Annotated in this window: 12 protein-coding genes; 5 read left to right on the top strand and 7 right to left on the bottom strand. The window is 57.3% G+C overall.

Annotation, left to right across the window (positions count from 1 at the left end; translation table 11 throughout):
* Positions 1-24: 24 nt before the first annotated feature.
* Entirely contained in the window at positions 25-1,305 is a 1,281-nt protein-coding gene (hemL, locus tag LRS40_RS02920; RefSeq protein ID WP_142488286.1) for a glutamate-1-semialdehyde 2,1-aminomutase, read from the bottom strand.
* Between the two features lie 177 nt (positions 1,306-1,482).
* Between hemL and clcA the strand changes: the two genes are divergently transcribed.
* Together clcA and erpA are read left to right on the top strand one after the other, a co-directional pair.
* Positions 1,483-2,859, top strand: coding sequence for a H(+)/Cl(-) exchange transporter ClcA (clcA, locus tag LRS40_RS02915; RefSeq protein ID WP_231313043.1), 1,377 nt, complete (start codon positions 1,483-1,485; stop codon positions 2,857-2,859).
* A 79-nt stretch (positions 2,860-2,938) separates the two neighbouring features.
* The gene (erpA, locus tag LRS40_RS02910; protein WP_142488288.1) at positions 2,939-3,283 is read left to right on the top strand and encodes an iron-sulfur cluster insertion protein ErpA; all 345 of its coding nucleotides are present in this window, start codon (positions 2,939-2,941) and stop codon (positions 3,281-3,283) included.
* 40 nt (positions 3,284-3,323) lie between these two features.
* Here erpA and LRS40_RS02905 read toward each other — a convergent pair whose 3' ends face one another.
* Genes LRS40_RS02905 through mtnN form a run of 3 tightly spaced genes read right to left on the bottom strand, consistent with a single transcriptional unit; the run spans position 3,324 to position 5,456 of the window.
* Positions 3,324-3,947 (bottom strand): TRIC cation channel family protein, encoded by a 624-nt coding sequence (locus tag LRS40_RS02905; protein WP_142488289.1) that lies wholly within the window; start codon positions 3,945-3,947, stop codon positions 3,324-3,326.
* Between the two features lie 2 nt (positions 3,948-3,949).
* A complete protein-coding gene (btuF, locus tag LRS40_RS02900) occupies positions 3,950-4,765 on the bottom strand; it encodes a vitamin B12 ABC transporter substrate-binding protein BtuF (protein ID WP_142488290.1) in 816 nt (271 codons plus the stop codon).
* Positions 4,758-5,456, bottom strand: a complete 699-nt coding sequence (gene mtnN, locus LRS40_RS02895) for a 5'-methylthioadenosine/S-adenosylhomocysteine nucleosidase (RefSeq protein WP_231313042.1) — start codon at positions 5,454-5,456, stop codon at positions 4,758-4,760. Before mtnN ends, btuF begins: the two co-directional genes overlap by 8 nt.
* 82 nt (positions 5,457-5,538) lie before the next feature.
* Here mtnN and dgt point away from each other — a divergent pair, with 82 nt between their 5' ends.
* The 3 genes from dgt (at position 5,539) to cdaR (ending at position 9,931) form a co-directional block, all read left to right on the top strand.
* Complete coding sequence (gene dgt, locus LRS40_RS02890; RefSeq protein WP_231313041.1) at positions 5,539-7,053, top strand: dGTPase; 1,515 nt, start codon at positions 5,539-5,541, stop codon at positions 7,051-7,053.
* Between the two features lie 130 nt (positions 7,054-7,183).
* The gene (gene degP / locus LRS40_RS02885) at positions 7,184-8,614 is read left to right on the top strand and encodes a serine endoprotease DegP (protein WP_142488293.1); all 1,431 of its coding nucleotides are present in this window, start codon (positions 7,184-7,186) and stop codon (positions 8,612-8,614) included.
* Positions 8,615-8,773: 159 nt separating this feature from the next.
* Positions 8,774-9,931 carry a DNA-binding transcriptional regulator CdaR gene (cdaR, locus tag LRS40_RS02880; RefSeq protein WP_039030313.1) on the top strand — a complete coding sequence of 386 codons (1,158 nt, stop codon included), beginning with the start codon at positions 8,774-8,776 and terminating at the stop codon, positions 9,929-9,931.
* 94 nt (positions 9,932-10,025) lie between these two features.
* On the opposite strand, the gene LRS40_RS02875 is transcribed toward cdaR, so the two are convergent.
* The 3 genes from LRS40_RS02875 to glnD form a co-directional block, all read right to left on the bottom strand.
* Complete coding sequence (locus tag LRS40_RS02875; RefSeq protein ID WP_032616607.1) at positions 10,026-10,415, bottom strand: DUF3461 family protein; 390 nt, start codon at positions 10,413-10,415, stop codon at positions 10,026-10,028.
* 111 nt (positions 10,416-10,526) lie between these two features.
* Positions 10,527-11,351, bottom strand: a complete 825-nt coding sequence (dapD, locus tag LRS40_RS02870) for a 2,3,4,5-tetrahydropyridine-2,6-dicarboxylate N-succinyltransferase (RefSeq protein WP_008501915.1) — start codon at positions 11,349-11,351, stop codon at positions 10,527-10,529.
* Between the two features lie 30 nt (positions 11,352-11,381).
* Positions 11,382-14,057 carry a bifunctional uridylyltransferase/uridylyl-removing protein GlnD gene (gene glnD, locus LRS40_RS02865; RefSeq protein ID WP_142488294.1) on the bottom strand — a complete coding sequence of 892 codons (2,676 nt, stop codon included), beginning with the start codon at positions 14,055-14,057 and terminating at the stop codon, positions 11,382-11,384.
* Between the last annotated feature and the right edge of the window lie 32 nt (positions 14,058-14,089).

The following is a 14,089-nucleotide window of genomic DNA, read 5'->3' as shown; positions in this document are numbered from 1 at the left end:
GCCGCCACCCGGCAAACAACGTCATCAGAGCTTCGCAAACACCCGACGCGCCGCGTCTATGGTGTTGTTGATATCCTCTTCGCTGTGCGCGACCGACATAAAGCCTGCCTCAAACGCTGACGGTGCAAGATAGACACCTTCCTCCAGCATCAGATGGAAGAAACGCTTGAAGCGCTCAACGTCGCACTTCACCACATCCTGATAGCGGGTCACGGTTTTCGCTTCGGTGAAGAAGATGCCAAACATGCCGCCAACGTGGTTTACCACCAGCGGAATACCTGCGTCTTCAGCCGCGTCCAGCAGGCCGTTTGCCAGCTGCGTGGTGCGCTCGGTGAGGGTGGTATGGATACCCGGCTGCGCTACTTCGTTCAGACAGGCGAAACCTGCCGCCATGGCAATCGGGTTACCGGAGAGCGTACCGGCCTGATAGACCGGACCGGTTGGCGCCAGCGCGTCCATCACCTCTCTACGGCCGCCAAAGGCGCCTACCGGCATGCCGCCGCCGATGATTTTGCCCAGGCAGGTCAGGTCCGGCACCACGTCGTAATACGCCTGCGCACCCGCCAGGGCAACGCGGAAACCGGTCATCACTTCGTCGATGATCAGCAGCGCGCCGAACTCGTCGCACAGCGCACGCAGCCCCTGCAGGAAGCCAGGCTGCGGTGGAATGCAGTTCATGTTGCCTGCCACCGGTTCGACGATGATGCAGGCGATCTCCTGCGGATATTGTTCAAATGCCGCACGCACCGAATCGAGATCGTTATAGGTGCAGGTCAGGGTGTGCTTCGCGAAGTCTGCCGGCACGCCCGGGGAGTTCGGCTGGCCGAGAGTTAGCGCGCCGGAACCGGCTTTCACCAGCAGGCAGTCCGCGTGGCCGTGGTAGCAGCCTTCGAACTTGATGATTTTGTCGCGGCCGGTAAAACCGCGAGCCAGACGGATGGCGCTCATGGTCGCTTCGGTACCGGAGTTCACCATGCGGACCATATCCATGGTCGGCACCAGCTCGGTCACCAGCGCCGCCATTTTCACTTCCATCTCGGTCGGTGCACCGAAACTTAACCCGCGCTGCGCCGCTTCAATCACCGCGTTGCGGATCGCCGGGTGGTTGTGGCCCAGCACCATCGGGCCCCATGAGCCGACATAATCGATATAGGCTTTGCCATCCACATCGTACAGATAGGCGCCATCGGCACGTTCGATAAACAGCGGTGTACCGCCCACGCCGGTAAAGGCACGGACCGGGGAGTTAACACCGCCAGGGATAAGCTCGCGGGCTGCACTGTAGAGGTTTTCAGACTTGCTCATGGCGTCGTTCCTGGCTCGTATAAAATGATTAAGCCCACTATTCTAAGTGATTCGTTGAAGGTTATGAAATTTTTACCCTGGTAATGCATTAACAATTGTTAAGCAATTTTCAGGAGACGGCTGGGCGGTCTCTGGTAAAATCCCTGCGGCTATTTGTATGACGAAAGATAACAGGCAATGAAAGCAGATTCTCCCTCATTTGAAGAACAACAGTTTGCGCGGGCGCGATACCGTATCAGCGTCCGACGGCTGCTCAACCGCGATAAAACACCGCTGGCGATTTTGCTGGGCGCAGCCGTTGTCGGCACCCTGGCGGGCCTGGTAGGCGTCGCATTCGAAAAGGCCGTCAATGGCGTGCTTAACTGGCGTATTGGCACCGTTGCGGGTTATGCCGATCGTGAAGGGCTGGTCTGGATCCTGGCCCTTGGTTTATCTGCCCTGTTCGCGATGGTCGGTTATTTTCTGGTGCGTAGATTCGCTCCGGAAGCGGGCGGGTCGGGGATCCCTGAGATAGAAGGGGCGCTCGAAGAGCTGCGTCCGGTCCGCTGGTGGCGCGTCCTTCCCGTTAAGTTTATCGGCGGGATGGGAACGCTTGGTGCGGGGATGGTGCTCGGGCGGGAAGGGCCGACCGTACAGCTGGGCGGTAACGTTGGCCGTATGGTCAGCGACCTGTTCAAAATGCGCAGCGCGGAAGCACGCCATACGTTGCTGGCAACCGGTGCCGCCGCGGGGCTTTCCGCCGCGTTTAATGCCCCGCTGGCGGGGATCCTGTTTATCATCGAAGAGATGCGCGCTCAGTTTCGCTATAACCTGATCTCGATTAAAGCGGTCTTTACCGGCGTAATTATGTCGAGCATTGTCTTTCGGCTTTTCAATGGCGAAGGGGCGGTCATTGAGGTAGGCAAGTTGACCAACGCGCCGGTTAATACGCTGTGGCTGTATCTGATCCTTGGCATGGTTTTTGGCATTGTAGGCCCGCTGTTTAATGCCCTTATTATTCGTGCTCAGGATATGTTTCAGCGGATCCACGGCGGCAATACGACCAAATGGGTGCTGGTGGGCGGCCTGCTCGGGGGCGTGTGCGGCGTGCTGGGCTTTATCGAACCCAACGCGGCTGGCGGTGGCTTTGGCCTGATCCCCATTGCGGCGGCGGGTAATTTCAGCATCGGCCTGCTGCTGTTTATGTTTATCTCCCGGGTCATCACCACCGTACTCTGCTTCTCTTCCGGCGCCCCTGGCGGCATTTTTGCCCCGATGCTGGCATTAGGCACGTTGCTGGGTACGGCCTTTGGCATGGCCGCTGCCGCAGGTTTCCCGGCGTATCATCTTGAGGCTGGCACCTTTGCCATCGCCGGAATGGGGGCGCTACTGGCGGCATCGCTGCGCGCGCCGCTGACCGGCATCGTGCTGGTACTGGAGATGACCGACAATTACCAGCTCATTTTGCCAATGATCATTACCTGCCTGGGGGCCACACTATTAGCCCAGTTTCTCGGCGGAAAACCGCTATACTCCACCATTCTTGCCCGTACCCTGGCGAAGCAGAATACTTGAATGAATTACCAGGGTATTAGATAATGACAACAAGAATTGGGTGATTTTTACCCACTAGCAGTATTCATGGGAGCATAAGATGAGTGATGACGTAGCGCTGCCGTTGCAGTTTACCGAAGCAGCAGCCAAAAAAGTAAAAGACCTGATTGCCGATGAAGACAACCCGGCGCTGAAATTGCGTGTGTACATTACGGGCGGCGGCTGTAGCGGCTTCCAGTATGGTTTCACCTTTGACGATCAGGTTAACGACGGCGACATGACCATTGAGAAGCAGGGCGTCGCGCTGGTCGTTGACCCGATGAGCCTGCAGTATCTGGTGGGCGGCGCGGTGGACTACACCGAAGGTCTGGAAGGTTCCCGCTTTGTGGTGACCAACCCGAACGCAACCAGCACCTGCGGGTGTGGATCGTCGTTCAGCATTTGACTGTAATGCCCGGTGGCGCTTCGCTTACCGGGCCTGTTCGCTATCTTCCATTCTCATCCAGCGCAAAGGTTGGCAGCTTCAGGTGCCAGCGGATTGCCGCCAGGCGGATCCCCAGAGTAACTACCATTCCCAGCATCGCCGCCTGTTCCAGCGGAACGTGAAAGGTGTACCAGGCCGTAGCGTGAACGATCCCACCCAGAATGCAGGCCGTGGCGTAGATTTCCGTTCTCAGGATCATCGGCACTTCGCGCGCCAGAATATCGCGAATAATCCCGCCGCCCACGCCGGTGACCACTCCCATACAGATCGCCACCATCGGGCCGGTGCCGGCCATAAAGGCTTTGTTGACGCCAATACCGACAAACACCGCGAGGCCAACCGCATCCAGCACCGGCAGCAGCCATTTCGGCAGGCGACGCGGCTGACGGACGAGGATAATGGTTAACATACAGGTGACCATAGCGACCACCAGATCGGTAGGATCTTTGACCCAGAATACCGGGCCATGATCGAGCGCCATATCGCGGATCGTCCCTCCGCCCACGGCGGTGACCACCCCTAACACCAGCACGCCAAACGGATCCATGCGTAATTTACCGGCCAGCAGAACGCCGGAGATCGCAAAAACGGCTGTGCCAAGAATATCCAGCCAATAAACGAGCATTATCATCCTCGGGAAAATGAGTGGCTCTGCGACAGCGCAGAGCAGAGTTGTTTTGCGGCGAGGATAATACGCGGGCTTGCGCGCTCAAACCAGTCGCTGTTCAGCGCAATCACGGGTATTTTTAGCTGGCTTTGCCAGTACTGTTCTATTTTAGGAATATCGCCCGCCGAACCGCCTACCACAATCGCCTGAGGCTGGCGAGCCAGAACCTGCTCGCGGCTCACCTGGGGCCAGGGAACACGGCTGGCGGCAAAAATGTTTTCCCCGCCACAGAGCTCAATGACCTGATGTTGCAGGGAGCCCTGGCTGGTCGTGAACAGAGGTTGTTGGCCGAACTGGATAAATACCCGCTTTTTCGGCAGGGTGGCGTAGGTGGCTTTTAAGGCTGCATAATCGTTGAGCATCTGCTGTGCGGCCTGTCGGGCCTGGTCTGGCGTCGGGCTCCAGGGGGCGAGATCGCGAAGGGCCTGCGCGACCTGTTCAATGCTGGTGGCATCGATCCACTGCACTTTTATCCCCAGCGAGGCCAGCTGGTTCACCTGACGTTCTGCATTACCGCCGCGCCAGGCCAGCACCAGATCGGGCTTCAGGGCGACGATACGTTCGACATTCATGCCTTGCCAGGTAGCGACCTGCTCAATCTTTGCCGCCTCAGGGGGATAGTCGGAAAAGCTGCTGACCCCGACGGGGGTGATCCCGGCGGCAAAGGCCAGCTCGGTATTGGCTGGGGAGAGGGAGATAACACGCGGCGCGGCCAGAAGCCACGCCGGTGTCAGCAGAAACAGCGCCAGCAGCGCCCTGAGGAGCGGCTTAGCCACGCGCCAGTTTCTGCACCAGGGTCTCAACCATCAGGCTGGACTGTTTGGCTGCGACCACGAGGAACTCGTCGAAGCTCAGGTGAGACTGCTGATCCGCGACGTCGGAGATGGCGCGAACTACCACGAAGGGCACGCTGAAGTTATGGCAGACGTGGGCAATGGCGGTTGCTTCCATCTCAACGGCAATCGCCTGAGGGAAGTTATGACGGATTTTCGCCAGGTTCACGGAGCCATTGATAAAGGCATCGCCGCTGACAATCAGGCCACGCACGGCGTTAAGGTTCAGTTCCGCGATGCAGCGTTCTGCAGCGGCAACCAGTTTTTCGTCGGCTTTAAAACCGGCGGGGCAGCCCGGGAGCTGGCCGTACTCGTAACCGAAGGCGGTCACATCGGCGTCGTGATAGCGCGCTTCGTCAGAAACCACGATATCGCCCACTTTCAGGGTTGGCGCCAGGCCGCCCGCAGAGCCGGTGTTAACGATCACGTCTGGTTTGCAGCGCTCCAGCAGAAGGGTAGCGCCCAGCGCGGCGGAGACTTTACCGATACCGGATTTCAGCAGAGCAACTTCTGTACCGTTCAGCGTGCCGGTATAAATCTCGCAACCACCCAGAGAGAGGGTCTGGCGGTTCTCAATTTTGTCACGCAGCAGCGTAACTTCTTCTTCCATTGCTCCAATAATACCGATTTTCATAGATTTACTCGCGATGTGCCTTGTTAAGATGCATAGTCTATCATGCGATTTAGGGGAAACGCATTCTCACGCGGGGGAGCATATGGCACCAATCGATTTTCGCACCAAAATTAACTGGCATCGCCGGTACCGCTCTCCGCAGGGGAACAAGAACGAACATGAGATCCTGCGGATTTTCGAAAGCGATCGCGGACGTATCGTTAACTCGCCGGCGATCCGCCGCCTGCAGCAAAAAACGCAGGTCTTTCCCCTCGAACGCAACGCCGCCGTGCGCACCCGCCTGACCCATTCGCTGGAGGTGCAGCAGGTTGGGCGCTATATCGCCAAAGAGATCTTAAGCCGCCTCAAGGAGCAGCGCCTGCTGGAAACCTACGGGCTGGATGAGCTGACCGGGCCGTTCGAAAGTATCGTTGAGATGGCGTGCCTGATGCACGACATCGGCAATCCCCCCTTTGGTCATTTTGGCGAAGCGGCCATCAATGACTGGTTCCGCCAGCGCCTGTTCCCCTCGGATGCCGCCAGCCAGCCGCTGAGCGACGATCGCTGCGTGGTTCAGGCTCTGCGGCTGCGTGATGGCGAAGAGACCCTGAACGGGCTGCGGCGCAAGGTGCGTCAGGATCTGTGTCATTTTGAAGGCAATGCGCAGGGCATCCGTCTGGTACACTCCCTGATGCGCATGAATCTTACCTGGGCGCAGGTAGGGTGCATCCTGAAATATACCCGTCCCGCCTGGTGGCAGGGTGAACCTCCCGCGACGCACAATTATTTAATGAAAAAACCGGGCTACTATTTCTCGGAAGAGGCGTATATCGAGCGGCTCCGGCAGGAACTTTCCCTCACGCAGTATGCCCGTTTTCCATTGACCTGGATTATGGAAGCGGCAGACGATATTTCCTATTGTGTGGCCGATCTGGAAGATGCGGTTGAAAAAAGAATATTCAGCGTCGAGGGGCTTTATCAGCATCTTTATGATGCCTGGAGTAACCACGAGAAAGGGTCCTTGTTCTCACAGGTTGTCGAAAACGCCTGGGAGAAATCGCGCTCCAATTCCCTCAGTCGTAGCACCGAAGATCAGTTCTTTATGTATTTACGCGTCAATACATTAAATAAACTGGTGCCCTACGCGGCTGAGCGCTTTATCGACAACATTGAACAAATTTACCATGGCGAGTTTAATCATGCGCTGCTGGAAGATGACAGCAGTTTTAGCCAACTGCTTGAACTCTATAAAAATGTCGCCATGCGGCATGTGTTCAGCCATCCGGAGGTCGAACAGCTGGAATTACAGGGCTATCGGGTGATAACCGGCCTGCTGGAGATCTACCGTCCACTGCTGCAATTATCCGCCGAGGAGTTCAGCGAACTGGTAGAAAAAGAGCGGGTCCGCCGTTTTCCGATTGAATCCCGGCTATTTCACAAACTTTCACCGCGCCATCGGCTGGCTTATGTTGAGTCGGTCAGTAAATTTAATCGCCAGCAGCCAGACTGGCCGGTACTGGAGTTTTATTATCGCTGTCGCCTGATTCAGGACTATATCAGCGGAATGACAGACTTATATGCCTGGGATGAATACCGCAAGTTGATGGCGGTGGAATAAGGCGGAGTTTTGTAAAGACGGCCAATAAATTTTTACTTTTTCCAGAAACTTAATGCCGGAACTAAGCGCGTCGAAACGAATCTGATATACACAGCAATTGTGCGTGACCTGTAAATCGAGATTAAGAAACATGAAAAAAACCACTTTAGCAATGAGTGCACTGGCTCTGAGTTTAGGTTTAGCGTTATCCCCTCTGTCTGCCAGCGCAGCAGAGACCGTCTCTTCCGCAGCCACTGCGCAACAGATGCCAAGCCTGGCACCGATGCTGGAAAAAGTGATGCCGTCGGTAGTGAGTATCAACGTTGAAGGCAGCACCACCGTCAACACGCCGCGCATGCCGCGTAACTTCCAGCAGTTCTTCGGTGATAACTCGCCGTTCTGCCAGGAAGGTTCCCCGTTCCAGAGCTCACCGTTCTGCCAGGGCGGGGCGGGTGATGGCAACGGCGGCGGTCAGCAGCAGAAGTTTATGGCGCTGGGTTCCGGCGTGATCATTGATGCGGCCAAAGGCTATGTGGTCACCAACAACCACGTGGTGGACAATGCCAGCAGCATCAAGGTTCAGCTGAGCGACGGGCGCAAGCTTGATGCCAAAATCGTCGGGAAGGATCCGCGCTCTGATATCGCGCTGATACAGATTCAGGATCCAAAAAACCTGACGGCAATTAAGCTGGCCGACTCTGATGCCCTGCGCGTCGGGGATTACACCGTGGCAATCGGTAACCCGTTTGGTCTGGGTGAGACGGTGACCTCCGGTATCGTTTCTGCCCTCGGTCGTAGCGGCCTGAATGCGGAAAACTATGAAAACTTTATCCAGACCGATGCGGCGATAAACCGCGGTAACTCCGGTGGCGCGCTGGTCAACCTGAACGGTGAGCTGATCGGGATTAACACCGCGATCCTCGCCCCGGACGGCGGCAACATCGGGATTGGCTTTGCGATCCCAAGCAACATGGTGAAAAACCTGACCGCACAGATGGTCGAGTTTGGCCAGGTGAAACGCGGCGAGCTGGGGATTCTCGGCACCGAGCTGAACTCCGAGCTGGCGAAAGCGATGAAGGTTGATGCCCAGCGCGGCGCCTTTGTCAGCCAGGTGATGCCAAACTCCTCCGCGGCGAAAGCGGGGATCAAGGCCGGGGACGTGATCACTACCCTGAACGGCAAACCGGTGAGCAGCTTCGCGGCACTGCGTGCAGAAGTCGGCTCTATGCCGGTGGGCAGCAAAGTGAGCCTGGGTCTGCTGCGTGAAGGTAAACCGGTGAACGTGCAGCTGGAACTGCAGCAGAGCAGCCAGAACCAGGTGGATGCCGGCACCATCTTCAGCGGTATCGAAGGTGCGGATATGAGTAACAAAGGGCAGGATAAAGGCGTATCTGTGGATAACGTCAAAGCCAACAGCCCGGCTGCCCGTATTGGCCTGAAGAAAGGGGATGTGATTATCGGCGCCAACCAGCAGCCGGTTAAGAACATCGCTGAACTGCGCAAAATTCTCGACAGCAAACCATCGGTGCTGGCGTTGAATATCCAGCGTGGCGACACCTCTCTTTATCTGCTGATGCAGTAATCTGTTCTGCCCCTGTTTCTGTCTGGAAACAGGGGCTTTTTCATTCCTTTCTGTGAACCTTTCCACAAGTCCATACTTCTCCTTCACAGTTTGTGCATTCGCACAATGCGGCCCTGATTGATCTTCCTTATGCTTGAGCTCTGCTCAGAGGAGGGCGACATGGCTGGCTGGCATCTTGATACCAAAATGGCGCAGGATATCGTGGCGCGAACAATGCGCATCATCGACACCAATATCAACGTGATGGACGCACGTGGCCGGATCATCGGCAGTGGCGATCGCGAGCGTATTGGGGAATTGCACGAAGGTGCGCTGCTGGTGCTCTCTCAGGGGCGCGTGGTGGATATTGATGACGCGGTGGCGCGGCATCTGCATGGCGTGCGCCAGGGGATCAACCTGCCGCTGCGTCTGGAAGGCGAGATTGTCGGGGTGATCGGTCTGACCGGTGAGCCGGAGTCCTTGCGCAAATACGGTGAGCTGGTCTGTATGACGGCAGAAATGATGCTGGAACAATCCCGCCTGATGCACCTTCTGGCGCAGGACAGCCGCCTGCGTGAAGAGCTGGTCATGAACCTGATCCAGGCGGAAGAGCATACCCCGGCGCTGACCGAGTGGGCGCAGCGGCTGGGCATCGATCTCAACCAGCCCCGCGTGGTGGCGGTGATTGAGGTCGACAGTGGTCAGCTCGGAGTCGATAGCGCGATGGTTGAGCTACAGCAGCTGCAGAACGCGCTGGCGACGCCGGAGCGCAATAACCTGGTGGCGATCGTCTCGCTGACCGAGATGGTGGTACTCAAACCGGCGTTAAACCAGTTTGGGCGCTGGGATGCGGAAGATCACCGTCGGCGCGTGGAACAGCTGATTGCGCGGATGAAAGAGAACGGACAGCTGCGTTTCCGGGTGGCATTAGGCAACTACTTTACCGGCCCGGGCAGCATTGCCCGCTCCTGGCGTACGGCCCGTACCACAATGATGGTCGGCAAGCAGCGTATGCCGGAAAACCGCAGCTATTTTTATCAGGATCTGATGCTGCCGGTGCTGCTGGACAGCCTGCGCGGCGGCTGGCAGGCCAACGAACTAGCCCGTCCGCTGGTACGTCTGAAAGCGATGGATAACAACGGCCTGCTGCGGCGTACGCTGCAAGCGTGGTTCCGTCATAACGTGCAGCCGCTGGCCACGTCAAAGGCACTTTTTATTCACCGCAATACGCTGGAGTACCGCCTGAACCGTATTTCGGAGCTAACGGGGTTGGATCTGGGGAATTTTGACGACCGGCTGTTGCTGTATGTGGCGTTGCAACTGGATGAGCAGCGGTGAGTGAATCGCCCGGTGGCGCTGCGCTTACCGGGCCTACAAAACCACGAATGTAGGCCGGGTAAGGCGAAGCCGCCACCCGGCACACAGCGACGGATTACTTGTTACGGGTCAACTTCTCAAGATCCGCTTCGATTTCCGTGATCTTGTGGGCAACGACGCTTTCCAGATGACGCAGGTCATCCAGGATCTTCCGCTTCAGATCCACCTCAGTGCGATCGCGCTGGCAAATCTGATCCAGCTCATCAATCACATAGCGCAGATTCGGGCTGATCTCCTGCACCTCTTTGTAACCCTGACCGATGCCATCGGCAACGACAGTTTTACGCTGGCGCGGGTACTTGAACTTCACGCTCTTGGCGAAGAACTCGCCCTTATCCTTGTGGAAATAGATTTTCAGGATATCGTTGTTGGCTTCCTGACGGAGGCTGTAACGGTCAATTTCATCAGGATTAGTAATGCCCAGACTTTTCAGATTATCGTACATAGCGGTACCCTTGATCTCAACATAACCCATGAATAATTCACGAAAAAATCTATTTTCGCCACCCTGAGATATAAAAAAAGCGGGGTTGCCCCCGCTTTTTGTTATACCCGATTAATCGATGGTACGCAGCAGTTCGTTGATGCCAACTTTGCCGCGGGTTTTTGCATCGACTTTTTTGACAATCACCGCACAGTACAGGCTGTATTTGCCATCTTTTGATGGCAGGTTACCGGATACCACTACGGAACCCGCCGGTACGCGACCGTAATGCACTTCGCCGGTTTCGCGATCGTAAATACGGGTGCTCTGGCCGATATAAACGCCCATGGAGATCACGGAGCCTTCTTCCACGATCACGCCTTCAACCACTTCGGAGCGCGCGCCGATGAAGCAGTTGTCTTCGATAATGGTCGGGTTCGCCTGCAGCGGCTCCAGAACACCACCGATACCCACGCCGCCGGAGAGGTGTACGTTTTTACCGATCTGCGCACAGGAACCCACGGTTGCCCAGGTATCCACCATGGTGCCTTCATCAACGTAAGCGCCGATGTTCACGTAGGATGGCATCAGCACGGTATTGCGGGCGATAAACGCACCCTGACGAACGGCTGCCGGTGGCACCACGCGGAAACCTTCTTTCTGGAAACGCGCTTCGTCGTAATCAGCGAATTTCATCGGGACTTTATCGAAGTAGCGGCTTTCCGCACCGTCGATAACCTGGTTATCGTTAATACGGAAAGAGAGCAGTACCGCTTTCTTCAGCCACTGGTGAGTGACCCACTGACCGTCGATCTTTTCGGCTACACGCAGCGCGCCGGAATCAAGCAGAGAAATCACCTGATTGACCGCCTCGCGGGTCACGGTATCCACATTTGCCGGAGTAATTTCGGCGCGACGCTCAAAAGCGGACTCAATAACGTTCTGTAACTGCTGCATAGTTCAACTCTTTCCAGGTAAAAAAAAACATCACCCTTTATCGTTTGGATTGAGGGCTGCTGTCAACCGTTGTTGCACTTCCTGTTGCAGGGCATTATTAAGCCCACGACGGTCGGCTGTGGCGATTATAAATAAATCTTCTACTCGCTCGCCAATGGTTGTAATTCTGGCCCCATGCAGCGAAATTCCCAGATCGGCAAACACCTGCCCGACCCGGGCCAGCAGCCCTGGCTGGTCAAGGGCGATCAGCTCGAGGAAGGATTTCCGGTCGGTATGCGTCGGCAGGAAATTGACCTCGGTATCGACGGTAAAGTGGCGCAGTTTCGCCGGCTGTCGACGCGGTTGCGGTGGCTGCCAGCTGTGCTGGGTGATCGCCTGCTCCAGCCCGTAGCGAATCGGCTCGTGACGATCCGCGGACAGCGGACTGCCGTCCGGTTCCAGCACGATAAAGGTATCCATCGCCATGCCGTCGCGGGTAGTGAAGATTTGCGCGTCGTGTACGCTGAGGTTACGTCTGTCGAGTTCGGCGCAGACCGCGGCAAACAGGTAAGCGCGATCGGGGCTCCAGATAAAGATCTCCGTTCCCCCGCGGGTTGCCTGCGGGCTGAGCAGGATCAGCGGTTTGGTCAGATCGTGCTGCAGCAGATGACGGGCGTGCCAGGCCAGCTGGTTCGGGCTGTGGCGTACAAAATAGTTGGCGCGACAGCGCGCCCAGATCAGATGCAGCGCCTCTTCATTTATATTCTCCATCCGCAACAGCGCCAGGGCTTGCATCTGGTGATGACGCACGCGTTCGCGCATGTCCGGCGTGCTCTGCATGCCGCGACGCAGCTGCTTCTCGGTGGCGAAGTAAAGTTCGCGCAGCAGGCTCTGCTTCCAGCTGTTCCACAGCGTCTCGTTGGTGGCACAGATATCCGCCACCGTCAGGCAGACCAGGAAACGCAGGCGATTCTCGGTCTGCACCTCTTCGGCAAACTGTTTGATGACCTCGGGATCCTGAATATCGCGCCGCTGAGCGGTGACCGACATCAGCAGGTGATGGCGAACCAGCCAGGCCACCAGCTGCGTTTCGCGCGAATTGAGCCCATGCAGCTCGGCAAATTTCAGCACGTCTTCCGCGCCGAGGATTGAGTGGTCGCCGCCGCGCCCTTTGGCGATATCGTGGAACAGGGCGGCAATCAGGATCAGCTCCGGGTTGGTCAGGCGCGGCCAGAGTTCAACGCAGAGCGGGTGACGGCTGCGCACCTCCTCCTGGGCGAAACTTTCCAGCTTCAGCATTACGCGGATGGTGTGTTCGTCAACGGTATAAGCATGGAACAGGTCAAACTGCATCTGGCCGACGATATGCGACCACTGCGGCATATAGGCCCAGAGCACGCTGTGACGGTGCATCGGCAGCAGCCCGCGGCTTACCGCGCCAGGGTGGCGCAACATGCTCAGGAACAGCGACCGTGCTTCCGGGATGTAGCACAAAGGCTGAGTCAGATGGCGGCGGGCGTGGCGCAGGTGGCGCAGGGTAGTGGAGTAGATCCCGGTGATGGTGCTGTTACGCACCATGGCGTAGAACATGCGCAGGATCGCTTCCGGCTTACGGATAAACAGCGTCTCGTCGCGCAGATCGATTAAGGTGCCGCGCAGCTGGAATTCATCATCTATCGGGCGCGGTTTTTCATCCGCGGTGAGAGCCAGGATCGCCTCGTCGAACAGCTGCAACAGCATCTGATTCAGTTCACCCACCCGACGGGTGACGCGGAAGAAGTCCTTCATCATCTGCTCGACCGGCTCGTTGCCCTCGCCGCTGTAGTGCAGGCGCTGGGCGACGCTCAACTGACGGTCAAACAGCAGGCGGTTATCGTAGCGGGTCACTTCCAGATGCAGGGCAAAACGGATGCGCCACAGCAGATGCAGACACTCATTCAGCTCGGTACGTTCGGCTTCGGTGAGAAAACCAAAACCGACCATCTCATCCAGCGAGGTGGCGCCGAAATGGCGGCGGGCCACCCACTGCAGGGTATGGATATCGCGCAGGCCGCCTGGGCTGCTTTTGATATCCGGCTCCAGGTTATAGCTGGTGCCGTGGTAGCGCTGGTGGCGCACCTGCTGCTCATCGACCTTGGCGGCGAAGAACTTCTCCGAGGGCCAGAAGCCGTCGCTGAAGATGTGCTTTTGCAGCTCAAGGAACAGGGCCACGTCGCCAATCAGCAGGCGCGATTCAATCAGGTTGGTGGCGACGGTGAGATCGGATAACCCCTCCAGCAGACACTCTTCCAGGGTGCGCACGCTGTGGCCGATTTCAAGCTTAACGTCCCACAGCAGGGTGAGCAGCTCGCCGATCTTCTGCGCCTGTTCGTCAGGCAGCTTTTTCCGGCTCAGGATCAGCAGGTCGATATCTGAAAGGGGATGCAGCTCGCCGCGGCCATAGCCGCCGACTGCGACCAGCGCCACATCGCCCAGCTGACCAAAACCGTAGTCAATCCATAGGCGCTGCAGGAGCTGATCGATAAATTCCGTACGCGCTTCGATAAGCGCTTCAGCGGAGATCCCGCTGTCAAAGGTGTCACCCAGCCAGCGCTGGAAGGTATCGATATGCGCTTTGATGCCGGCGCAGGTCAGCTCGGCCGTCGGCCAGACGCCGGGGTTATCCGGCTGGCCAGGCAGGGTGGGGAGGGCCGTATTGGCATACTGTTCGGGTAAAAGGTTACTCATTGCGCGCCACCCATAAGAAAAAACGATAGCCA

Source organism: Leclercia sp. G3L (genome assembly GCF_021117075.1).
Classification (GTDB): domain Bacteria; phylum Pseudomonadota; class Gammaproteobacteria; order Enterobacterales; family Enterobacteriaceae; genus Enterobacter; species Enterobacter adecarboxylatus_C.
The sequence above is the reverse complement of the archived record's forward strand: the minus strand, read 5'-3'. Positions and strand labels throughout refer to the sequence as shown.